This is a genomic window from Pyxidicoccus sp. M6 (genome assembly GCF_055568925.1).
Genome location: NZ_CM145714.1, coordinates 1799519 through 1821424 on the forward strand (window position 1 = coordinate 1799519; position 21906 = coordinate 1821424).

Here is a 21906-nt window from a genome sequence, read left to right on the forward strand (position 1 = left end):
CGGAAGCTCCCCCCGAGGCACCTCAACATGATTCGACTGACTCGCGCGGCCCCCCTCCTCGCGCTCCTCGTCTCGGCCTGCTCGGACGAGCTGGAACCCGCGCGGGTACTCCCGCTGGAGCAGACCGTGGACCTGTGCACGGGCCTGCCCGCGCTCGCCCTGAAGGTGGAGCCGGCGCGCGTGCGCGTGGCCGGCCCGGTGTCGCTGGTGGCCTCCGGTGGCAGCGGCCACTACCGCTACCTGCTGGAGCCGGGCGGCTCGTCTGGTGAGCTCGTCGGCAACCGCTTCGTCGCGGGGCGCACGCCGGCCACCGACACGCTCATCGTGGAGGACGCGAAGTGCCCCGGCGACGCGCGCGCCACCGTGTCGGTGTTGGCCGCCTTCGACGTGGCCCCCGCGCGCGCGGAGCTGCCGCCGGGCTCCTCGTTCCAGGTCGCCGTGAACGGCCTGCTGGGCTCCGCCACGTACACGCTGACGCGCACCGACTCCGGCGCCACCCTCACCCCCGAGGGCGTCTACACGGCGGGCACGCGCGACGGCGTGGACCTGCTCACCGTGCGCGACTCGCAGACGGGCGACGAGGCGCTGCTCCAGTACCAGGTCCGCGCGGGCGCGAAGCTGGCGGGAGACCCGGCCTTCCTCGCGGTGCCCGCGGGCGCGTCCGTGCCGCTGGCCACGCGCGGCGGCGCGGACCGGGTGACGTGGACGAAGGTATCCGGCCCGGGCACGCTGGCCAACGGCCGGCTGTCCGTGGAGGCGGGCGCCTCCGGCGAGACGCTGCTGACTGCGACGGACCCCTTCACGAAGCAGACGGCGCAGGTGAAGGTGAGCGTGCTGGGTGAGCTCACGCGCCCGGGCGTGGCGCACGGCCGCCTCTCGGACGTGGCCGCCATGGTGACGGCGGACTTCGACGGTGACGGGGTGCAGGACCTCGCGGTGGGTCAGCGCGAGAGTGATTTGGCCCGTCCCGCCGGCGGCGCCGTGTTCATCTTCAAGGGCGCGGCGGGCGGCCTGCCGTCGGCGCCCACGTGGGTGCTCACCGGCAGCTCGGACACGGCGGCCTTCGGCGACGCGCTCGCCGCGGGTGATTTGGACGGTGACGGGCGCGCGGAGCTGGTGGTGTCCTCGCCGGGCGCGGACGTCGCGGTGAGCAACGCGGGCGCGGTGTACTTCTATACCTTCAAGGGCGCCACGCCCTCGCCGGCCCCGCTGCGCGATGGGCTCACCGGCCTGCTCAAGGACGCGGCGTTCGGCGCGGGCATGGCCGTGGCCGACATGGATGGCGACGGCGACCTGGACCTGGTGGCGGGCGCGCCGCTGGGCGATTTGGCGCCCACGAATGCCATCAAGCAGCGCGGCACGGTGGACATCTACCTGTCCGACAGCAAGAGCCCGGTGCCGGACCTGCCCTCGATTCGGCTGGGCGGCTCGGACCTGACGCGCGAGGGCGCGCTGGTGGCGCGCAGCAGCTCGGACCTGGGGCGCTCGGTGACGGCGGCGGACCTCAACGGCGACGGCCGCGTGGACATCGCGGCGCTCAGCAAGATTTCCCGCTACTCGGCGACGGACGGCTCGGTGTCCGGCTCGCAGGTGGCCATCTCCGTCTTCTTCGCCCGTGACGGGAGCACGCGCTTCCGCGCCTCGCCGGACGTGTACGTGCTGCCCTCCAACGCCTCGGAGGTCAACGGCGAGGGCACGTGGCGGCTGAGCGCCATTCCCGCCGACGGCTCGCGGCCCGCGCTGCTGATGGCGGTGGCGGACGGGCTGGACTCTCCGGACCTGAGCGGCAGCGGCGGCGTGAAGTCCGGCAACGACGCGGGCGGCGCGCTGCTGTTCGACCTGAGCGACCGCCGTCCCACCGGCGAGCCGCCCGCCACGCCCCCACAGGTGAAGCGCGAGGAGGCCTTCGCCCGCATCTACGGCGACGTGGGTGGCATCAACGCGGGCCGGAGCTGGGCGGTGCTGGACGTGGACGGCGTCGCGGGGGCCGAGTTGCTGCTGGGCGCGCCGAAGTTCACCGGCCCGGCGGCCAACAACGCGCAGCGCTGGATTGGCAAGGTGCTGGTGTACCCGCTGGCCTCGCTGACGAAGGGCAGCGTCATCAACAAGCCGCTGGCGTCGCTGCTCGGCACGGCGAAGTCAGACACGCTGGGCTCGGGCCTCACGGCGTGGACGCTGCCGGACGGTCCGGTGCTGGTGGCCTTCTCGGGCCGCGCGTCCTCGGACCAGGGCGCCTTCACCGGCCGCGTGGAGTTCTACCGGCCCTCGAGCACCACGCTGGCCGAGTGGCCGCGCACCGGCGTCATGGTGCCCGCGAAGCCCAGCGTGGAGCGCTACGGCGAGCTCGTCGCGGTGGCGCGCGGTCCGCAGAAGCAGGCCCTCACGGCGGTGGCCGCGCCAGGCTGGTCGGGCGCGGGCTCCAATGCGGATGGTGACGCGCTGTCCATCGGCCGCGCCTACGTGCACGACGCGGCGCAGCCGGCCGCGGCCCGCGTGGCGGAGGAGGGCGCGCCCTCGCCGAGCAAGGCAGGGCGCAGCGTGGGCGCGGACGTGGCCTTCACCGACTTCAACGGCGACGGGCGCAAGGACCTGGTGGTGGGCGCGACGACCTTCTACGTCCCCGGCACGGGCACCACGGCCGGCAACACGGAGCTCTCCAACACCTACTTCACCGTCAACGCCTCGTGCGTCACCAGCGGCACGCTGTCCGTCGGCGGCGTGCTGGTGTCGCTGGGTCAGACGGACGGCACCTTCAAGCCGGCCTTCCGGCTGTGGGCGCCCTCGCAGATTGCGGGCTGCACGCCGGAGACCGACTCGAAGTGCAAGCGCACCGCCATCGGCCGCGGGCTGGTGGGCGGCTTCGACTTCAACGGCGACGGCAAGGAGGACCTCGGCGTCCTGCGCGACAGGGGCATGGAGGTGTTCCTCGGCCGCGCGGCGGAGGACACGTCGCTCACGAAGCTCACCATGGGGTGCGACCCCATCTACTCGTGGCCGTCGATGGCCATCCAGACGTCCGCGCCCACCTCGCTGGACGACCTGAACGGCGACGGCTGCGACGAACTGGCGTGGCGCTACGCGGAGAACACGCGCTCCGGCGTGGCCATCCTCTTCGGCTTCGACCTGGGGGGCTCGCGCTGTGGCGCCCGCACCACCGGCACCGTGCTGCGGCTGGCCGGCGACAACGAGATGCAGCTCAACAACCTGGGCCTTGGTGTGGCGACGACGCGCGCCGGGAAGTTCCTCAACGACGCGCGCGACTTCGTGGCCGTCAGCGCCACCGCCGTCCCCTTCGACGGCGTGACGCAGCCGGTGGTGCTCCTCTACGACAAGGCGGAGCTGCTGACGAAGATGAACAGCCTGCAGTCCGCCGGCCAGCCGCTGGTGATTGGCGCGCTGGGCGACGGCATCGACCCGGTGATGCTGGTGCACCGCACGCGCGCGGTGAGCTTCGGCACCTCGCTCGAGGGCGGCCGTGACTTGACGGGTGACGGCGTGCCGGACCTGCTGGTGGGTGCGCCGGGCGCGTCGGATGCCTCGGACGGCGGCGGCGCCGTGTACCTCTACGCGGGCGGCAAGACGCAGCAGGGTGCGCTTTCCCCGTTCCTCATGGTGGTGGGGGATGGAACGGAGCGCAGTGCTCTCGGACAAGACATGGCGCTCATTCCGGGAGTCACCGGAGTTCCGCCGATGCTCGTCATCGGAGCGCCCCGGAGCTACCGCACCGGTACGCAGAACGGCACGGCCTTCGCCCTTCCGCTCGCCTTTTAACGAGGCGCTCGTGACACCGTTGGTCTCCGCTTGGAACGGACCTATCATTGTTCCGTTCCAATCGTAGGAGTTCCATGTCGCGGCAATCCGAATGGGCGTTTGGCGAGCAGCGGGCGTGGTTCGAGGCCCCGGACATTCTCTGGGCGAAGTTCCGGGGCGCCATCACGCTGGAGACGTCGCAGTGGTCCTGCGCCGTCTACAAGGAGGTGTCGGAGTCGGGGCGCTTCTACCTCGCGGCGGACATCACCGGCTCGCACCTGAGCCCGGAGTCGCGCGGCTACCTCGTGGACCACGCGAAGCCGGACTGGTTCCGCGGCATCGTCTACATCGGCGCGGGCGTGGACCAGAAGGTGACGACCAAGAGCCTCATGGTGCGCTCCATGCTGAGCGGCGGCGAGCCGCTGGACGTGCAGTACGTGGACACCATTGAGCAGGCCCGCGAGTGGATTGACCAGCACCGCGTGGCCTGGGCGAAGTTCAGCCGCTGAAGCGCCTGCCGGGCGTCAGCTCGCGTCCTTCCTCGCCGGCTCCTCGGCGGGGATGAGGTTGGCGAGCATGGCGCCACCGAGGATGAGCGAGCCGCCGACGAGCAGCGACAGGGTGAGCGGCTCGTCGAGGAACACCACGCCCAACACCACCGCCACCAGCGTGTCGAGCAGTGCCATGGCCCCCAGCGCCGCGAGCGAGATTCGCGGCAGCAGCCAGTAGAGGCACTGGTACGTCAGCACCGTGCCGCACAGCGCGAGGTACAGCACCGCGAGCACCGAGCGCGCGCTCCAATTCACGGCCTGCCCCGCCTCCAGCAGGAACGACAGCGCGAGCAGCGGAATCGCGCCGCTGAACGTCTGACCGAACACCATGACATGCGCGGGCACGTGGCCCATGTGCTTCTTGGCCACCACGTTGGCCACCGCGATGACGGCCACCGAGCCCAGGCACAGCAGGCACCCGAGCAGCATGCGCCCCGACACCTCCAGCGCGCCGAGCCCGGAGTGCTGGAGCACCGCCACGCCCGCGACACCGAGCGCCGCGGCCAGCAGCTTGCGGCCGGTGAGGTGCTGGTCCGGCATCATCACCCGGCCCACCAACAGCAGCCACACGGGGAAGGTGGAGAAGAGCAGCGCCGCCCAGCTCGAGGGAATCCACTGCTGCCCGACGAAGAGCAGGCCGAAGGGAATGGCAATCTGGAGCCACCCCAGCCCGGCGATGCGCCACCCCATGCCCGGCCCGAGCGGAGCCCCGCGCGAGCGTGCGAAGGGCAGCAGCGCCAGCCCCGCCACCAGCATGCGGATGCCCACGAAGCGCAGCGGTGGCAGGTCCTGGAGGCCCACCTTCACCACGGACCACGTGGAGCCCCACAGCAGGAAGCAGGTGCAGTAGGCGAGGGCAATCTTGAACCGGCCACCGGACTTCACCGGGCTCGTGATGGAGGCGGAGGACATTGGGGCGCGACGGACTAACACCGGCTGCCCGGGGATGCACGGTCGGATGCGGCAGTCACCAGCAGTGCTACTCCGGGAGCGTCTGCCGGTCCTTCATGGCTTCGGCGAAGAGGTCGCCCACGGCGTCCAGGCGCTTGCGCAGCGTCTTCAGGTTGAAGCGCGACGGGTCGAGCTTCTTCGTCACCTCGCCCCACGTCACGGGAGCGGAGAAGGAGGCGCACTTCACGGCGCGCAGGGAGTAGGGCGCCACCACCGTCTTGCCGCGCGCGTTCTGCCCCGCGTCCAGGTAGAGCCGCCCCTTGCGCTTGCCGATGGAGCGCTGCGTGGTGGCGATGTCACCGAGCTCTTCCTCCAGCTCGGAGACGAGGCGGTCCGCGAAGGCCTGCGTCCGCGCGTACGTGTGCCCCTGCGTGAGCGGAACCACCACGTGCAGGCCGCGCTTGCCGGACGTCTTCGGATGGCCGCGCAGGCCGTGGGCCTCCAGCTTCTCGCGCAGCGACATGGCCACCGTTACCACGTCGGACCAGCCGCCCTTGCCCGGGTCCAGGTCCAACACGAGCATGTCCGGCTGCGCGAGCCGGGGCGCGCGGCTCAGCCACATGTGCAGCGTCAGCGCGGACTGGTTCGCGAGCCACAGCAGCGCTTCCTCGTCCTTCACGTTGACGTGGCGGAGCGTCTTCTCCTCGTGGCGCACGCGCAGCGTGGGCAGCCACGCGGGCATGCCGGACATCTCGTGCCGGAAGAAGCCCGGAGCGGCGATGCCCGCGGGCCACTGCTGCATGGAGATGGGCCGGTCCTCGAGCACGGGCACGAGAAGGGGCGCCACCTCGCGGTAGTACGCGAAGACGTCCGCCTTCGTCAGCCCGATGTCCGGGAAGAGCACGCGGTCTCCGTGCGTCAGCTTCGCGCGGCCCACGGATGTTTCCGTTTCCAGGTCCTTTCCGCGCACCGCCGCCGTGCGAGCAGCCAGGGACGTCGGTGCGCGCCGGCTGCCTGCTGCACCCGGAGCCCTCTGGCCCGCCGTGCCCTCGCGCACCGGGCGCACGGCATTGCTCGCCGCGTCCGGAATCTCTTCGGACCGCCGTGCCTTCCGCGCGACGGGCGCGGGTTGCTCGCGCACCACCTCCACCGGCTTCTTGTCCGTGCGCAGGCCCTGGTACACGGGGTGGCGCAGCCGGCCGTCCTCGGTCCACTCGGTGAAATGGACCTGTGCCACGTGCTTCGGCTTCACCCACACCGCGCCCTTGCGTGGCTCCGCGTCCACCGCCATCGGCTGTCTCACGCGGTCCTTGTCGAAGAGCTGCTTCAGCGCGCGCCGGTCCTTCGACGAGAAGCCCGTGCCCACCTTGCCCACGTCGTGGAAGCCGTCCTCGTCGTGCACGCCCACCAGCAGCGCGCCAATCTCCGTCTTCGCCCGCTCGTTCTGGATGGGCAGGTAGCCCAGGATGACCACCTCCTGGCCCGCCAGCACCTTCAGCTTCAGCCAGTCATCGGAGCGGGTGCCCACGTACGCGGAGCCCTTCCGCTTCGCGATGAGCCCCTCCCATCCGCGCCGCTGCGCCGTGCCCAGCGCGCGCGTCAGCGGCTGCTCCACCCGCTCCGAGAGCTGCAGTGGCAGCTTCACGCCCTTCAACATCCGCTCCAGCCGAGCGCGCCGCTCCTCCAGCGGCAGCGCGCGGAGGTCCTCTCCCTCCAGCCAGAGCACGTCGAAGACGATGTAGCGCTGCTCCACCCCAGCCTGGTTCTGCAGGAGCTGGAAGCGCGAGCGCCCCTTCGAATCCAACGCGACGATTTCCCCGTCCACCACCGCGTTGCGCACGTCCAGCTCGCGCAGCGCCTCCGCGAGCGCGGGGAAGCGCGCGGATAAGTCGTTGCCCCGCCGGCTCTGGAAGGCCAGCTTGCCGCCCACCAGCGAGGCCACCGCGCGGAAGCCGTCGTACTTCACCTCGTACACGTGCGTCGCGTCGCTGACCTCTTGCGGCACCGACAGCCGCGCGAGCATCGGCGGCCACACGCGCTCCAGCAGCGCCTCCGGAGTCCGCGCCGCCGCCTGTCTGCGCGCCTTCGCAGTGACTTTCTTCGCCACGCGCCTCGTGAGTCCGGTGGGTGCTTCCTCCGCGGGCTCCGGTGCGTGCTTCCGCGCGCCGCGCTTCACCGGCCCGTGCGTCTCCACCTGGCCGCTCTTCACCGACTCCGGGCGCTCCGTGGTGACGTCGTAGTCCGGGTCCGCCGTCTCGTCCTTCGCCTTGAAGCACAGCCACTGCGTCTTCTTCCCGCTGCCGCGAAGGTGCGTGCGGATGAGGTGCCAGCGCCCCTTCAGCTTCTCACCCTGGAACTCCACCAGGAGGCGCCCCTTCTCGCGCTGCGCCTCGGCCTGTCCCGGCGGCACGGTGTCGAAGGTGCCGCGGTCCCACAAGAGCGAGTCCCCGCCGCCGTACTCTTCATCCGGGATGTGTCCCTCGAACCCGGCGTAGGAGAGCGGATGGTCCTCGGTCTCCACCGCGAGCCGCTTCTCGCCCGGGTCATAGCTGGGGCCCTTGGGCAGCGCCCAGCTCGCGAGCACGCCGTCGATTTCGAGCCGCAAGTCATAGTGCAGCCGCGTGGCGTCGTGCTTGTGCACCACGAAGATGCGGGCACCGTCCTCTCGGGCTTGGGGCTCGACGCCCGGCGCGGGCTCGGGCGTGAGAGAGAAGTCGCGCTTGCTTCGGTAGGTCTTCAGACGTGCGTTGGAGCGGCTCACGCCTCAACGTTTGGCATCCAGCATGCCAGCGGCAAATCACGCGATGGGAAGAGTGGAGGATTGGCACGCGCCCCGGGCCCCCACCCACTGTCCGGAGAGCCGCCAGCCGACCGGGCCCCACTGTGACCGGGCTCGGAGCGCGTGTCGGTGCCAACTGCACACCCCTCACTTCTGAGGGTAGGGGCTGTGGCGCGCGTTGCATGTGCCTGCCCGGGGCACGCCCGGAGGGGAGGCAGGCCCCGGCGGATGCCCTCATGAACGGGCGTGAGCATCCTCTGTGCCCGGAGGGTGCATGCGGTCCGAAGCCATTGGCTGGTTCAGCTCGTTCATCCTGGTGCTGACCATCGGCCAGCAGGTCTACAAACAGTGGAGGTCCGGCTCCAGCGAGGGCGTCTCCAAGTGGCTCTTCGTGGGCCAGATTACCGCCTCCACCGGCTTCACCATCTACAGCGTCCTGGTGCGCAACTGGGTGTTCGTCGTCACCAACGCGCTGCTGCTGCTGAGCGCCGTCGTCGGCGTCTTCATCGTCTTCAAGCACCGCCGCGCGGAGCGGCTGCGTGGAGCGCTGGAAGCACAGCGGCGAGGCGCGAAGGGCCGTGAGCCCGCGCGGCCCGCTCACGCCTGAACCCGCCCCTCGTCTCACGAGGGGCGGAGGCCACGTGTTTCAGCTCAGGGGGCGGACTGGCTCCTGCCGGCGCAGCTCGTCCGCCGACTTGAGGATGGACGCGTTGTCGCCGTGCTTCACACGCTGCTCCTCGTCGAAGGGCGCGGAGAAGGTCTTCACGATTTTGTTGTAGATGGCGAACGCAATCACCGTCGGCGCCCACTGGCCGACAAAGAGCGCCGCCTGCTTGCGGCCCAACGCCATCAGCGTCGCACTGGCCACCACGGAGCCCACGGCGAAGCCCAGCAGGCCGATGGACGGAATGCGCTTGGTTGCCTCTTCGACACGGGTGGTGGCGAGGTCCTCGTTCTTCATGTCGTTCCTCCAGCGGCAGGTTGGTGCGGGTCAAAAGTGCGCATGCCCCGCCCGGACACCCTCGCGAGCCTGCCCGCCTGCTCCCGGGCCGGGCGTCAGGGGAGACCCGGGGACGGGTTGGCCCCCGGGAAGGCCTTGCTCACATTGCCCAAGGTCCCCCTTCGAGGAGGTCGACATGGCCGAGAATTCCGCAGTCGCGAAGCTCCGCAGCCTGGCCCAGCTCGACGCGGATGCGGTGGGGGCATACGACGCCGCGCTGTCGCGAATCCCCGAGCCCCTGGTGCGCGAGCGGCTCAACGCGTACCGCATCGACCACATGCGGCACGTGCAGGACCTCAACACCCTCATCACCCAGTTCGGCGGCGAGCCCGTGGACCTGCGCCCGGACCTCAAGGGCGCCGCGATGAAGAGCCTCACGGTGATGACCAGCATGATGGGCACCGAGGCCGCGCTGGTGGCGATGATGGGCAACGAGGAGTACACCAACCGCGCCTACGAGCTGGCCCTGAGGTTCGAATGGACCCCGGAGGTCCGCGCCCTCATCGAGAAGCACCGCGAGGACGAGCGGCGCCACGTCATCTGGATTCGCGAGGCCGTCCGCAGCCGTCCCTGGGAGAAGGAGCGCGCCGCCGTCGTCTCCAGCGGCTCCGAAGCCCAGGCCTGACGTCTCCCCGGCGTCTCGATATGCCGGGCACCTGACCGCGTTCCCCGTGGGTCCGTTCTCGCGGGGGATACAATGCGACTTGCGATACCTGTGGTGGCTGCACTGGCCTTGCTGATGGTGGGCTGCGCGGCCCACCGGAGCGCGCTGGAGGTTCCAGACCGGGAGGCCATCTACGACCGGCCATTGGAAGAGATGTGGCCGGAGGTGCGCACCTTCTTCACGGAGAACAACCTGCCCTTCCGCGAGGACCGGGGCAGCATGGTGCTGGAGACCGACTGGCGCCAGGAGTTCGGCGGCTCGAAGGTGTCGGGCTTCTGGCATCGCTACATGGTGCTGGGCAAGCGCGAGTCCCCGACGCAGAGCAAGCTGTGGATCATCCGCATCACCAAGAGCTCCAACAAGGCCTTGTCGCTGGCGGGCAAGGAGCTGGACTGGAGCCCCAGCCGCGCCCTCTTCGGGAACAAGCGAAACGAGGGCGCCGATGGCCCCGTGGGAGGCGAGTTCTCCGAGCCCGACACCACCCCCGAGGACTGGGAGGAGATGCTGAACGAGCCGCAGGGCGAGAACTCCTTCTTCGCCGAGTCGGCGCAGGGCTCGAGGGACCTCCTGATGGAGTGGCGGGTGTTCCGCTCCGTGGCGCCCAAGCTGGCGAAGGAGGAGAACGCGCCGAAGCCGGTGCGCGTGGCGAAGGCGCCCGATGCGAAGGAGGAGCCCAACGCCCTGGCGATTGAGTGCGGGCTGCCCATCATCGGCCTGGCGAAGCAGGCGAAGAAGGGCGCGGTGCTGCTCTTGGGGGAGATGCATGGCACGCAGGAGGTGCCGCGCTTCCTCGCGCAGACGGTGTGTCAGGCCACGGTGGCGGGTCTGCCGGTGACGGTGGGACTGGAGCTGCCGCTGGAAAGCCAGACGCGCGTGGACGCCTTCATCGACAGTGCGGGCGCGGAGGAGGACTGGCTGAAGCTGATGGACGCGCCCTTCTGGCGCAGCCCGTATCCGGATGGGCGCAGCAGCGAGGCGATGGCGAACATGCTGGAGCAGTTGCGCCAGCTCCGCTCGCTCGGGCTGGACGTGGAGGTCTTCGTCTTCGACCACCCGAAGTCGCAGGGCCAGCAGCGAGAGAACGCGATGGCCTCCATCGTGAAGCACCAGGTGGAGTCGGCGAAGGACCGCTTCTACGTGGTGCTCTCGGGCAATGTCCACGCGCGCACGAAGCAGGGGCTGCCTTGGGACTCGAAATACAAGCCCATGGGGCTGCTGCTGAAGGACTCGCTGGACGAGGTCTCCGCGCTGGACATGGCCTACAGCAGCGGCTCGGCCTGGATTTGCGCGGTGGACAGCCAGGGGGCGAAGGACCGGCTGGCCTGCGGCGTCCGCGCGGCGAAGGGCCGGGACAACGGCGACCGCTTCTTCATGCACCGGTGGGCCAGCTCCAACGCCGAGGGCTACGACGGCGTCTTCTACGTGGGGCCGGTGAACGCGTCCGCACCCGCGGTGCACAGGGGCCTGGGCCGGCCGGGTGCCAACGACAACTCGGAGCACCCGCTGCGGGACGAAGGCTCGTCGTACGCCGCTGTCCACTGAGGGTGCCACCGGAGACTGCGTGGGGGGTGTGCTCGCCGGGGCGATATGCCGCGAGTACGCTCTCGTTACCTCTTGCATCAGGCGTTGGAGGGAGAACGAACGATGCGCCTCGCGGCATACGTGGCTGTGGCACTGGCATGGATGACGGTGGGTTGTGCGGCCCACCGAAGCGACCTGGAGATTCCGGACCGCGAAGCCATCTACGACCGGCCGCTGGAAGAGATGTGGCCGGAAGTGCGCACCTTCTTCACGGAGAACAACCTGCCCTTCCGCGAGGACAAGGGCAGCATGGTGCTCCAGACGGAATGGCGGCAGGAGTTCGGCGGCTCGAAGATTGCCGGCTACTGGCACCGGTACATGGTGCTGGGCAAGCGCGAGTCGCCCACGCAGAGCAAGCTGTGGATCATCCGCATCACGAAGAGCTCCAACAAGGCGCTCTCCCAGCCCGGCAAGGAAATCGACTGGGGGGTGAACCGGAACATGTTCGACGGCAACGACGACGGCCTGGCCGGGGTCACCGTGGAGGACTGGGAGGACCGGCTGGATGCGCCGCAGGGGGAGAACTCCTTCTTCGCCGAGTCGGCGCAGGGCGCGCGAGACCTCCTGATGGAGTGGAAGGTGTTCCGCTCCGTGGCGCCGAAGCTGGCGAAGGAGGACAAGGCCCCCAAGCCGGTGCAGGTGGCCAAGGCGCCGAACGTGAAGGAAGCGCCCAACGCGATGGCCTTCGAGTGTGGGCTGCCCATCATCGGCCTGGCGAAGCAGGCGAAGAAGGGCGCGGTGCTGCTGCTGGGCGAGATGCACGGCACGCAGGAGGTGCCGCGCTTCCTGGCGCAGACGGTGTGCCAGGCCACGGTGGCGGGCATTCCCGTCACCGTGGGGCTGGAGCTGCCGCTGGAGAGCCAGACGCGCGTGGACGCCTTCATCGAAAGCGCGGGCACGGAGGAGGACTGGCTGAAGCTGATGGACGCGCCGTTCTGGCGCAGCCCGTACCCGGACGGGCGCAGCAGCGAGGCGATGGCGAACATGCTGGAGCAGCTGCGTCAGCTCCGCTCGCGAGGGCTGGACGTGGAGGCCTTCGTCTTCGACCATCCGAAGGCCCAGGGCCAGGAGCGTGAGAACGCGATGGCCGCCATCGTGAAGCAGCAGGTGGGCGCCGCGCCGGACCGCTTCTATGTGCTGCTCTCCGGCAACGTCCACGCGCGTACCAAGGCGGGCCTGCCGTGGGACAGGAAGTACCGCCCCATGGGCCTGCTACTGAAGGATGCGCTGGACGAGGTCGCGGCGTTGGACATGGCCTACGACAGCGGCTCGGCGTGGATTTGCGCGGTGGACAGCAAGGGCGTGAAGGACCGGTTGGATTGCGGCATCCGCAACGCCAAGGGCAAGGACAACGGCGACCGCTTCTTCATGCACCAGTGGGCCAGCTCCAACGCCGAGGGCTACGACGGCGTCTTCTACGTGGGCCCGGTGAGCGCCTCCATTCCGGCGGTGCAGCGGGGCCTGGGCCGGCCGGGTGCCAATGACAACTCGGTACACCCGCTGAAGGACGAGGGCGCGTCGTACGCCTCTGTCCACTAGGGGAATCACCGGAGACCGCGCGGGATGGTGTGCTCGCGGGGTCGATATGCCGCGAGTACGCTCTCGTTACCCCCAGAGTCAGGAGCTTGGAGGGAGACGAACGATGCGCCTCGCGGCATACGTGGCTGTGGCACTGGCGTGGATGACGGTGGGTTGTGCGGCCCACCGCAGCGACCTGGAGATTCCAGACCGCGAAGCCATCTACGACCGGCCATTGGAAGAGATGTGGCCGGAGGTGCGTACCTTCTTCACGGACAACAACCTGCCCTTCCGCGAGGACAAGGGCAGCATGGTGCTGGAGACCGACTGGCGGCAGGAGTTCGGCGGCTCGAAGATTTCCGGCTACTGGCACCGGTACATGGTGCTGGGCAAGCGCGAGTCCCCGACGCAGAGCAAGCTGTGGATCATCCGCATCACCAAGAGCGTCAACAAGGCCCTGTCCAAGCCCGGCAAGGAAATCGACTGGGGGGTGAGCCGGGCCGTGGGTGGATCCAGCCCTGATGGGAATCTCAGTCCCGAGGACCTGGAGGCCTACTTCAACGCGCCGCAGGGCGAGAACTCCTTCTTCGCCGAGTCCGGACAGGGGGCACGCGACCTGGTGATGGAGTGGAAGGTGTTCCGCTCCGTCGCGCCGAAGCTGGCGAAGGAGGAGAACGCTCCCAAGCCGGTGCAGGTGGCGAAGGCGCCGAATGCGAAGGCAGCACCCAACGCCATGGCGATTGAGTGCGGGCTGCCCATCATCGGCCTGGCGAAGCAGGCGGGGAAGGGCGCCGTGCTGCTGCTGGGAGAGATGCACGGCACGCAGGAGGTGCCGCGCTTCCTGGCGCAGACCGTGTGTCAGGCGGTGGTGGCGGGCATTCCGGTCACGGTGGGACTGGAGCTGCCGTTGGAGAGCCAGACGCGCATCGACGCGTTCCTGGAGAGCGCCGGTACGGAGGAGGACTGGCTGAAGCTGATGGACGCGCCCTTCTGGCGCAGCCCGTACCCCGACGGCCGCAGCAGCGAGGCGATGGCGAACATGCTGGAGCAGTTGCGCCAGCTTCGCTCCCAGGGGCTGGATGTGGAGGCCTTCGTCTTCGACCACCCGAAGGCCCAGGGCCAGGAGCGTGAGAGTGCGATGACCGCCACGGTGAAGCAGCAGGTGGAGGCCGCACCGGACCGCTTCTACGTGCTGCTCTCCGGCAACATCCACGCGCGTACCAGGACGGGCCTGCCGTGGGACAAGAAGTACCGCCCCATGGGCTACCTGCTGAAGGACTCGCTGGGCAGGGTCTCCGCGCTGGACATGGCGTACGACAGCGGCTCGGCGTGGATTTGCGCGGTGGACAGCAAGGGCGTGAAGGACCGGCTGGACTGCGGCATCCGCAACGCGAAGGGCAAGGACAACGGCGACCGCTTCTTCATGCACCAGTGGGCCGGGACGAGCGACGCGGGCTACGACGGAGTCTTCTACGTGGGCCCGGTGAGCGCCTCCATTCCGGCGGTGCAGCGGGGCCTGGGCCGGCCGGGCGCCAACGACAACTCGGAGCATCCGCTGAAGGACGAGGGCTCCGCGTACGCGGCCTTCCCCTGACGTGGACGCATGAGGCGCTCGCACGGTCGATATGCAGTGCGAGCGCTCCCGTTCCCATCACCGGGCTTGATGAGGGGAACGCGAATGCGCTCGACGCTGTACGCGGTGCTGCTGTTGTCCTGGGGACTGGTGGGCTGCGCGGCCCACCGGAGCGAGCTGGAGCTTCCGGACCGCGAGGCCATCTACGACCGGCCACTGGAAGAGGTCTGGCCGGAGGTGGGGCGGTTCTTCACGGAGAACAAGCTGCCCTTCCGCGAGGACAAGGACAGCCACGTGCTCCAGACGGAGTGGCGTGAGGAGTTCGGCGGCTCGAAGGTGGCGGGTTACTGGCACCGGTACATGGTGCTGGGCAAGCGCGAGACGCCCACGAAGAGCAAGCTGTGGGTGGTCCGCATCACCAAGAGCTCCAACAAGGCGCTGTCCCAGCCCGGCAAGGAATTGGATTGGGGGCTCAACCGCGCGATGGGCTTCAATCGGGGAGGAGAGGACGCACGCCGAGAGGTGGGCTCGGCCGGTGATGGGGCGGGAGCGGGCGCCGACGATACGTTCCTGGGAGCCGAGGACTGGGAAGCCCGGCTGGCCGCGCCACGGGGGGAGAACTCCTTCTTCGCGGAGTCCGGCCAGGGCACGCGCGACCTGGTGATGGAGTGGAAGGTGTTCCGCTCCGTGGCGCCCAAGCTGGCGAAGGAGGAGAACGCTCCCAAGCCGGTGCAGGTGGCGAAGGCGCCGAACGTGAAGGAAGCACCCAACGCGATGGCCTTCGAGTGTGGGCTGCCCATCATTGGCCTGGCGAAGCAGGCGAAGAAGGGCGCGGTGCTGCTCTTGGGGGAGATGCACGGCACGCAGGAGGTGCCGCGCTTCCTGGCGCAGACGGTGTGCCAGTCCGTGGTGGCGGGTCTGCCGGTGACGGTGGGACTGGAGCTGCCGCTGGAGAACCAGACGCGCGTGGACGCCTTCCTCGACAGCGCGGGCACCGAGGACGACTGGCTGAAGCTGATGGATGCTCCGTTCTGGCGCAGCCCCTATCCGGACGGCCGCGGCAGTGAAGCGGTGGCGAACATGCTGGAGCAGTTGCGCCAGCTCCGCTCGCGAGGGCTGGACGTGGAGGCCTTCGTCTTCGACCACCCGAAGGCCCAGGGACAGGCGCGTGAGAACGCGATGGCCGCCACGGTGAAGCAACAGGTGGAGGCCGCACCGGACCGCTTCTACGTGGTGCTCTCGGGCAACATCCACGCGCGCACGAAGCAGGGGCTGCCGTGGGACGGGAAGTACCAGCCCATGGGCTACCTGCTGAAGGATGTGCTGGACGAGGTGGTGTCACTCGACATGGCGTACAACAGCGGCTCCGCGTGGATTTGCGCCGTGGACAACAAGCTGGACTGCGGCATCCGCACGGCGACGGGCAAGGACAACGGCGACCGCTTCTTCATGCACCAGTGGGGCGGGGCGAACTCCGACGGCTACAACGGCGTCTTCTACGTGGGCCCGGTGAACGCGTCGGCTCCGGCCGTGCACCGGGGGATGGGACGTCCGGGCGCGGATGATGGCTCCGGCCATCCGGTGAAGGACGAGGGCTCCATGTTCGCGTCCACGCGCTGACGGGGCGGCTCCGCCGATACTGCGGCCCCGGGGCGGCTGTGGCATACGCTGGCGGCGTGAGCGAAACCATCGTCTACCAGCCGGACCTCCTCTACACCGGAGGCCGGTTCCACGAGGGGCGGGCCCTGTGCGTGAGCGCGGAGGGCGTCGTCCTGCAAGAAGGCCCCGCGCCCTCCGGCGCGCGCACCGTGCGGCTTCCGGGGCGCGCGCTGCTGCCGGGGCTCGTCAACGGCCACTCGCACGCCTTCCAGCGGCTCATCCGCGGCCGCACGGAGTACGTGGCCTCCGGTCGCGAGGCGGACGACTTCTGGAGCTGGCGCGAGGCCATGTACCGCGCCGCCGAGTCGCTGGGCCCGGACGACGTCTACACCGCCTCGAGGCAGGCCTTCGTGGAGATGGCCCTGGCCGGCATCACCACCGTCGGCGAGTTCCACTACCTCCACCACCAGGCGGATGGCACTCCGTACGTGGACCGCAACACGCTGGCCCAGGCCGTCATCCGCGCCGCGAGGGACGTGGGGCTGCGCATCTGCCTCCTGCGCGTGGGCTACGCGCGCGCCGGCTTCAACGTCCCGGCGAACCCGCGCCAGCGGCGCTTCATCGACAAGGACGTGGACGCCTTCCTCGCCTCGGCGGAGTCGCTCGCGCGCGAGACGCGCGATGACGCCGCCGTCAGCGTGGGGCTCGCTCCGCACAGCGTGCGCGCGGTGCCGCGCGAGTGGCTGGCCGCGCTCGGCGGCGGCTCCCAGCGGAGCATGCCCGTGCACATGCACGTGGCGGAGCAGCCGAAGGAAATCGAGGCCTGCCTCGCCGAGCACCGGCGGCGCCCGGTGGAGTTGCTGGCGGACCTGGGCCTGCTCGGCCCGGGCTTCACCGCCGTGCACGGCGTGCACCTGACGGACGAGGAGGTGGCGCTGCTGGGGAGCGCGAAGGCCACGGTCTGCGCGTGCCCCTCCACCGAGCGCAACCTGGGCGACGGCATCGTCCCCGCGGACGCGCTGGTGAAGGCGGGGGCGCGCATCAGTCTCGGTTCGGACAGCCAGGCGACGGTGGACCTGCTGGACGAGGCGCGCCAGTTGGAAGGCCACCTGCGGCTGGCGCGGCTGCGGCGCGCGGTGCTGGACCCGGGCCGGGGCGCCATGGACGGGCTGGCCGCGCGGCTGCTCGACATGGCCACGGTGGAGGGTGCTCGCAGCCTGGGCCTGTCCACCGGTGCCCTGGAGGCCGGGAAGCCCGCCGACTTCTTCACGGTGGACCTGCACCATCCGTCGCTCCTCGGTGCGAGCGTGGAGTCACTGTTGGCCTCCATCGTCTTCGGCGCGGACAAGGCGGCGGTGCGCGAGGTCGCGGTGGCCGGCCGCGTGGTGGTGCGCGATGGCCGACACCCGCTCGCGGAGGAGAGCGGTCGCGCCTTCCATGCGCTGTCCCGCACGCTGTATCCGTAGGCCGCTCCGGTATGGCGCCGGCAGGCGCGGCGTCTTTCGAGCCGTCAGCTCGTGGAAAGAGGGCGGGGGGCTTCCAGGGGCTGGCGCGCGGTGCCGGGCGGTGGCATGACGCGGCTCCTGGAGGTCGTCCCGATGAGTGACACGCTGCCCGCGCTGCGAGCCACCCTGTCCGAGCTGGTGGCCATGGACACCACGTCCGCCCGCCCCAACGCCCCGCTGGTGGACTACGCGCAGGCGAAGCTGGAGGCCGCGGGCTTCTCCGCCGAGCGTCAGCGCTACACCGATGACGCGGGCATGGAGAAGGTGAACCTCGTCGCGGTGAAGGGCGGCAGCGGCCGCGCCGAGCTGGCGCTGGTGGGGCACACCGACTGCGTGCCGTATGACCCGGCGTGGACGGACGCGCTGCGGCTGACGGAGAAGGACGGGAAGCTCTACGCGCGCGGCGCGTGCGACACCAAGGGCTTCATCGCCTGCGCGTTGCACGCGGCCCTGAAGGCCGAGCGCCTGCGCGCCCCGCTGATGGTGGTGCTCACCGCGGACGAGGAGGTGGGCCTCGTGGGCGCGAAGAAGCTGGTGCAGGCGGGCCTCGGCCGCGCGCGCCACGCGATTGTCGGCGAGCCCACGCGGCTCACTCCGGTGCGCGCGAACAAGGGCTACTGCCTCGCGGAGGTGGACGTGCTGGGCAAGGAGGGCCACAGCGCGTATCCGGAGTCGGGCGCGTCGGCCATCTTCCGCGCGGGGCGCTTCCTCCAGCGGCTGGAGCACCTGGCCAATACGGTGCTGCGCGACGAGCGCGACGAGGGCTTCCAGCCGCCCTTCACCACGGTGAACGTCGGCGTCATCCAGGGCGGCAAGGCGAAGAACATCATCCCCGGCGCGTGCCGTTTCATCGTCGAGTGGCGCCCCATCCCCGGCCAGCCGCCGGAGCGCGTGCCGCAGTTGCTGGAGCGCATCCGCCAGGAGTTGGTGAAGGACGAGCCGGCCTTCGAGGCGCACATCCGCGTGGTGCGCACGGACCGGGGCGTGAATACGAGCGCGGACGCGGAGGTGGTGCGCTTCCTGGCCGAGGCCAGCGGCAATGCGCCCACCACGGTGTCCTTCGGCACGGAGGCCCCGCAGATGACGGAGCTGGGCGCCGAGGCCGTGGTGTTCGGCCCCGGCGACATCAAGGTGGCGCACCAGACGGGTGAGTACGTCCCCATGGAGGACCTGGTGCGCTGCGAGGCCGCGCTGTCCCGCGCCGTCGCGCACTTCTGCGGCGCGCGCTGAGTCAGGGCTCCTGGCCGGGCCTGTCGTCGAAGAGCTGCACCCAGCGCCCGTCGAAGCCGCCGTTCGCCGGCAGGTACCACGGTCCGGCCAGCCAGAAGCCGGCCTCCACGCCGTCCGTCGAGTCGACAGTGCCGGCGTGGACGAAGTAGTCGTGCTGCCACCAGAAGGAGTTGGGTGACGTGCTGTAGCCGCTGGCGCTCGCGCGCGTCTGGCCTCGCGAGTCCACCACGGTGCTGGCATAGGAGTTGTCCTTGAAGGCGCCGGAGCCGCCGCCGCCCGTGTCCGAGGCGTTGGCGTTCAGCTCGTAGGTGCCGAAGAACCAGCTCTTCGCGGGGTAGCCCTCGCGGTCGTCCTCGTTCTCGATGTCGCGCGTCTTCGTGAAGAAGCGATTCATCCCGCTGCTGACTTCCGATACGCCGGACTCGTTGAAGAGGGGGCTCTCCATCCACACGTCCACCACCGGGTTGGTGGTGAGCCAGTGCGTCGCATAGCCGCCGTACTGCCAATGCGTGGGGAGGATGTCCGCGATGTCCTGCAGCTCGTAGGTGACGCGCTTCACGTTGGGCCACGTCACGGTGTCGCCGTTGTCGGCACGGCTCGCGAGCGAGTCCGCCGTCGCGTAGGTAATCCCCCGCGCGTTGAAGGCGGACACGGCGCCGGGCGAGCCCTGCGGCACGAAGGCGTAGTGCAGGTTCTTCCGGCCGTCGTCGTTGTTCACGTCCACCTGCGCCTTCGCGGTGGTGCTGGCCATCTGCGTGGCAATCCACGCGTACGTGTCACCGACGAAGCGCAGCTCCTGCCCGTGGGGAGCCAGCAGCTTGTCGGACCACTCGGCCTGCCAGATGAGCAGGTGCTTGCCCGTGGACGTCTGCATGAAGTTGAGCTCCGCGCTGCCCTGCGTGCGGATGACGTTGCGCTTGTGCTGCGTCACCACGCCGTAGGCGACGGACTCGCCGCTGCCCGGTGCGCCCACCACGTTCTTCACCAGCAATTCCACGCGCTCCCAGTCGTGGAGCTGCCAGTCGCCGGCCGCGTTCTTATCCAGTGCGTGGTACAGGTGATACGTGAGGACGAGGTTCTTGGTGCTCCCGTCCATGAACTCGATGAGCGACGTGTAGAGGGTGGGGCGGATGCGCCACTGGCTGTACGCGCCCGTCCCGGCGCGCGCCGCGTCGACGTACTGGTTGATGTTCTTCCAGTGCAGCTTGTTGTTGGAGAAGTCCCCGTCCTGGTCGAAGTCGAAGTGGGTGAGCCAGTCGTAGCCGTGACGGTTGTCATTGCCGTTGCCGCGCTTGAAGACGATGGGCGCGTAGTGGTTCAGGAACGCCTGCCGCTGCGCGGTGGTCAGCGTCCACGCCTGTGCCTGGGCCGTGGAGAGCGGCCAGCCGACACACACCAGCGTGAGGGCGAGCACTCCGAGGAGACCAAGACTTCCAGATGTTCTGTTCTGTCCTGTATTCGTGGTCATGTGCGGGGCAGACCACGGAGCGAGCGCTCGTGTCAAAGGGGCGCCTGCGTTCGCGACGAGGCGCTGTTAAGAGTGCGGCCACTCTTCCCCAGGCCCCCTGCATGAGCACGACCGCCCGCAACGTCCTCTTCCTGCTGTCCAGCGCCCGCGAGGGTGGCAACGCCGAGCAGCTCGCCCGTCAGGCCGCGCAGGCGCTTCCCTCCGGCACGGTGACGGAGTGGCTGCGGCTGGAAGAGCACCTGCGCCAGCCCTTCCGTGATTTGCGCCACACGCCGGGCGGCTACCCGAAGCCGGGGCCGGAGCTGTACGCGCTCGCCGAGCGCACGCTGGCGGCGGACGAGCTGGTCATCGTGTCACCGGTGTATTGGTACAACCTGTCCTCCACGGCGCAGCACTACCTGGAGCACTGGTCCTGGTGGCTGCGCATGACGGAGCTGCGCTTCCGCGAGCGGATGCGCGGCAAGGTGCTGTCGCTCGTCACCTCGCACTCGTCCGACGAGGACGACTCCGTCGCCCAGCCCGCCGTCCTGAGCCTGCGCATGTCCGCGGACTACATGGCCATGCAGTGGCGCGGGGCGCTCATCGGCCACGCCAACATGCCGGGGCAGGTGCTCACGGACACGCGCGCGCTCGACGCGGCCCGCGACTTCCTGGTGCGGCCGGTGGAGTCGGCGGGCCCGCGGGCGGCGTGAGCCCTTCCCGGATTTGACGCACGCGGACGGCCCCCACTACGGTGCGCGCCCTCCGGCCCGTGAGAGGGAGTGTGGCGCGCCGCCGTCAGGCGCGAGGGCCCTTCATGTCCCCTCGGCAGGCCGGCTCAAAGCACTCCTGAGGGGAGTTCCATGCAGCGTCGTTGGTGGATGTCCGTGGTGATGTCGTTGGTGGCAGTAACCGCGTGGGCCCAGGTGCCCGCGCCCGAGGCGGCCCCTGCCGCCGAAGAGGAAGCCGCGGAGGACGCGGCGCCGCCCCTTCCCGAGCTCCACCCCCGCAAGGGCGAGGTGCTGCTGGGCAACGGGCTGGCGAAGATGAACGTCCCCGACAACTTCGAGTACCTCTCCCCCGAGGACGCGCAGAAGGTCCTCGTCGAGGTGTGGGGCAACCCTCCGGGCACGGAGACGCTGGGCATGCTGGTGCCGGCGGGCATCCCCGTGGACGCCGAGGACGGCTGGGGCGTGGTCATCGAGTACAGCGATGACGGCCACGTCGAGGACGAGGACGCGGCGGGCATCGACTACGCGGACCTGCTGAAGGACATGCAGGAGGGCACCCAAGAGGAGAACGCCGAGCGCACCCAGGCCGGCTATCCCCCGGTGAACCTCGTGGGCTGGGCCGCCTCTCCGCACTATGACCCGTCGACGCACAAGCTGTACTGGGCGAAGGAGCTGGCCTTCGGCGACGTGGACGCGAAGGACCACACGCTCAACTACAACATCCGCATGCTGGGCAAGGAGGGCGTGCTGGTGCTCAACGCCGTCTCCTCCATGAGCGCGCTGCCGCAGGTGGAGAAGGACATGAAGCAGGTGCTGGCCTTCACCGACTTCCAGCCCGGCCACCGCTACGCGGACTTCAACCCGGCCACCGGCCGCGTCGCCGCCTACGGCATCGCGGGCCTCGTGGCCGGCAAGGCCGCCGCCAAGGTCGGTCTCTTCAAGGGGCTGCTCGCCGTGCTCGTGGCCGGCAAGAAGGCCATCTTCGCGGGCATCGCGGTGCTCGTCGCCGCGCTGGGCAAGCTCTTCAAGCGCGGCGGCAACAGCGACGGCACGCCGTAACGCGTAGAGCCGCGCGTCCGGCACACTG

Annotated in this window: 16 protein-coding genes; 12 read left to right on the forward strand and 4 right to left on the reverse strand. The window is 69.9% G+C overall.

Annotated features, from left to right (window positions below; genetic code table 11):
* Positions 1-27 precede the first annotated feature (27 nt).
* Together ACVTJA_RS07540 and ACVTJA_RS07545 are read left to right on the forward strand one after the other, a co-directional pair.
* Positions 28-3771: an FG-GAP-like repeat-containing protein gene (locus ACVTJA_RS07540; protein ID WP_465835059.1), complete on the forward strand. Its 3744-nt coding sequence runs from the start codon at positions 28-30 to the stop codon at positions 3769-3771.
* 74 nt (positions 3772-3845) lie between these two features.
* Entirely contained in the window at positions 3846-4259 is a 414-nt protein-coding gene (locus tag ACVTJA_RS07545; protein WP_465835061.1) for a hypothetical protein, read from the forward strand.
* Between the two features lie 15 nt (positions 4260-4274).
* On the opposite strand, the gene ACVTJA_RS07550 is transcribed toward ACVTJA_RS07545, so the two are convergent.
* Together ACVTJA_RS07550 and ligD are read right to left on the reverse strand one after the other, a co-directional pair.
* A complete protein-coding gene (locus ACVTJA_RS07550; RefSeq protein ID WP_465835062.1) occupies positions 4275-5213 on the reverse strand; it encodes a DMT family transporter in 939 nt (312 codons plus the stop codon).
* A 67-nt stretch (positions 5214-5280) separates the two neighbouring features.
* Positions 5281-7953: a DNA ligase D gene (gene ligD / locus ACVTJA_RS07555; protein WP_465835063.1), complete on the reverse strand. Its 2673-nt coding sequence runs from the start codon at positions 7951-7953 to the stop codon at positions 5281-5283.
* Between the two features lie 292 nt (positions 7954-8245).
* On the opposite strand from ligD, the gene ACVTJA_RS07560 reads away from it, so the two are divergent.
* Positions 8246-8578, forward strand: coding sequence for a hypothetical protein (locus ACVTJA_RS07560; RefSeq protein ID WP_465835065.1), 333 nt, complete (start codon positions 8246-8248; stop codon positions 8576-8578).
* 39 nt (positions 8579-8617) lie between these two features.
* Here ACVTJA_RS07560 and ACVTJA_RS07565 read toward each other — a convergent pair whose 3' ends face one another.
* Positions 8618-8932: a hypothetical protein gene (locus ACVTJA_RS07565; RefSeq protein ID WP_465835067.1), complete on the reverse strand. Its 315-nt coding sequence runs from the start codon at positions 8930-8932 to the stop codon at positions 8618-8620.
* 175 nt (positions 8933-9107) lie between these two features.
* Between ACVTJA_RS07565 and ACVTJA_RS07570 the strand changes: the two genes are divergently transcribed.
* From ACVTJA_RS07570 to argE, 7 genes are all read left to right on the forward strand, one after another.
* Complete coding sequence (locus ACVTJA_RS07570; RefSeq protein WP_465835068.1) at positions 9108-9596, forward strand: ferritin-like domain-containing protein; 489 nt, start codon at positions 9108-9110, stop codon at positions 9594-9596.
* A 72-nt stretch (positions 9597-9668) separates the two neighbouring features.
* Positions 9669-11177 (forward strand): hypothetical protein, encoded by a 1509-nt coding sequence (locus ACVTJA_RS07575; RefSeq protein ID WP_465835069.1) that lies wholly within the window; start codon positions 9669-9671, stop codon positions 11175-11177.
* Positions 11178-11279: 102 nt separating this feature from the next.
* The gene (locus tag ACVTJA_RS07580) at positions 11280-12755 is read left to right on the forward strand and encodes a hypothetical protein (RefSeq protein WP_465835071.1); all 1476 of its coding nucleotides are present in this window, start codon (positions 11280-11282) and stop codon (positions 12753-12755) included.
* Between the two features lie 103 nt (positions 12756-12858).
* The gene (locus tag ACVTJA_RS07585; protein ID WP_465835072.1) at positions 12859-14328 is read left to right on the forward strand and encodes a hypothetical protein; all 1470 of its coding nucleotides are present in this window, start codon (positions 12859-12861) and stop codon (positions 14326-14328) included.
* Between the two features lie 84 nt (positions 14329-14412).
* A complete protein-coding gene (locus ACVTJA_RS07590; RefSeq protein ID WP_465835073.1) occupies positions 14413-15927 on the forward strand; it encodes a hypothetical protein in 1515 nt (504 codons plus the stop codon).
* Positions 15928-15983: 56 nt separating this feature from the next.
* Positions 15984-17372 carry a formimidoylglutamate deiminase gene (gene hutF / locus ACVTJA_RS07595; protein WP_465835075.1) on the forward strand — a complete coding sequence of 463 codons (1389 nt, stop codon included), beginning with the start codon at positions 15984-15986 and terminating at the stop codon, positions 17370-17372.
* A gap of 132 nt (positions 17373-17504) precedes the next feature.
* On the forward strand, positions 17505-18641 hold the full coding sequence (gene argE, locus ACVTJA_RS07600) for an acetylornithine deacetylase (protein WP_465835077.1): 1137 nt from the start codon (positions 17505-17507) through the stop codon (positions 18639-18641).
* Between the two features lies 1 nt (position 18642).
* On the opposite strand, the gene ACVTJA_RS07605 is transcribed toward argE, so the two are convergent.
* Positions 18643-20055: a hypothetical protein gene (locus ACVTJA_RS07605; protein ID WP_465835079.1), complete on the reverse strand. Its 1413-nt coding sequence runs from the start codon at positions 20053-20055 to the stop codon at positions 18643-18645.
* 155 nt (positions 20056-20210) lie between these two features.
* Between ACVTJA_RS07605 and ACVTJA_RS07610 the strand changes: the two genes are divergently transcribed.
* Together ACVTJA_RS07610 and ACVTJA_RS07615 are read left to right on the forward strand one after the other, a co-directional pair.
* On the forward strand, positions 20211-20801 hold the full coding sequence (locus tag ACVTJA_RS07610; RefSeq protein ID WP_465835080.1) for a flavodoxin family protein: 591 nt from the start codon (positions 20211-20213) through the stop codon (positions 20799-20801).
* Between the two features lie 150 nt (positions 20802-20951).
* On the forward strand, positions 20952-21878 hold the full coding sequence (locus ACVTJA_RS07615) for a DUF2167 domain-containing protein (protein ID WP_465835081.1): 927 nt from the start codon (positions 20952-20954) through the stop codon (positions 21876-21878).
* Positions 21879-21906: the final 28 nt, after the last annotated feature.

What these genes read in the sequence shown, in the direction of transcription:
- ACVTJA_RS07575 (WP_465835069.1), top strand. Translation starts at nt 9,669, where the DNA reads ATGCGACTTGCGATACCTGTGGTGGCTGCACTGGCCTTGCTGATGGTG.
- ACVTJA_RS07565 (WP_465835067.1), bottom strand. Translation starts at nt 8,932, where the DNA reads ATGAAGAACGAGGACCTCGCCACCACCCGTGTCGAAGAGGCAACCAAG.
- ACVTJA_RS07590 (WP_465835073.1), top strand. Translation starts at nt 14,413, where the DNA reads ATGCGCTCGACGCTGTACGCGGTGCTGCTGTTGTCCTGGGGACTGGTG.
- ACVTJA_RS07545 (WP_465835061.1), top strand. Translation starts at nt 3,846, where the DNA reads ATGTCGCGGCAATCCGAATGGGCGTTTGGCGAGCAGCGGGCGTGGTTC.
- ACVTJA_RS07540 (WP_465835059.1), top strand. Translation starts at nt 28, where the DNA reads ATGATTCGACTGACTCGCGCGGCCCCCCTCCTCGCGCTCCTCGTCTCG.
- ACVTJA_RS07560 (WP_465835065.1), top strand. Translation starts at nt 8,246, where the DNA reads ATGCGGTCCGAAGCCATTGGCTGGTTCAGCTCGTTCATCCTGGTGCTG.
- ACVTJA_RS07615 (WP_465835081.1), top strand. Translation starts at nt 20,952, where the DNA reads ATGCAGCGTCGTTGGTGGATGTCCGTGGTGATGTCGTTGGTGGCAGTA.
- ACVTJA_RS07550 (WP_465835062.1), bottom strand. Translation starts at nt 5,213, where the DNA reads ATGTCCTCCGCCTCCATCACGAGCCCGGTGAAGTCCGGTGGCCGGTTC.
- ACVTJA_RS07570 (WP_465835068.1), top strand. Translation starts at nt 9,108, where the DNA reads ATGGCCGAGAATTCCGCAGTCGCGAAGCTCCGCAGCCTGGCCCAGCTC.
- ACVTJA_RS07585 (WP_465835072.1), top strand. Translation starts at nt 12,859, where the DNA reads ATGCGCCTCGCGGCATACGTGGCTGTGGCACTGGCGTGGATGACGGTG.
- ACVTJA_RS07580 (WP_465835071.1), top strand. Translation starts at nt 11,280, where the DNA reads ATGCGCCTCGCGGCATACGTGGCTGTGGCACTGGCATGGATGACGGTG.
- ACVTJA_RS07610 (WP_465835080.1), top strand. Translation starts at nt 20,211, where the DNA reads ATGAGCACGACCGCCCGCAACGTCCTCTTCCTGCTGTCCAGCGCCCGC.
- argE (WP_465835077.1), top strand. Translation starts at nt 17,505, where the DNA reads ATGAGTGACACGCTGCCCGCGCTGCGAGCCACCCTGTCCGAGCTGGTG.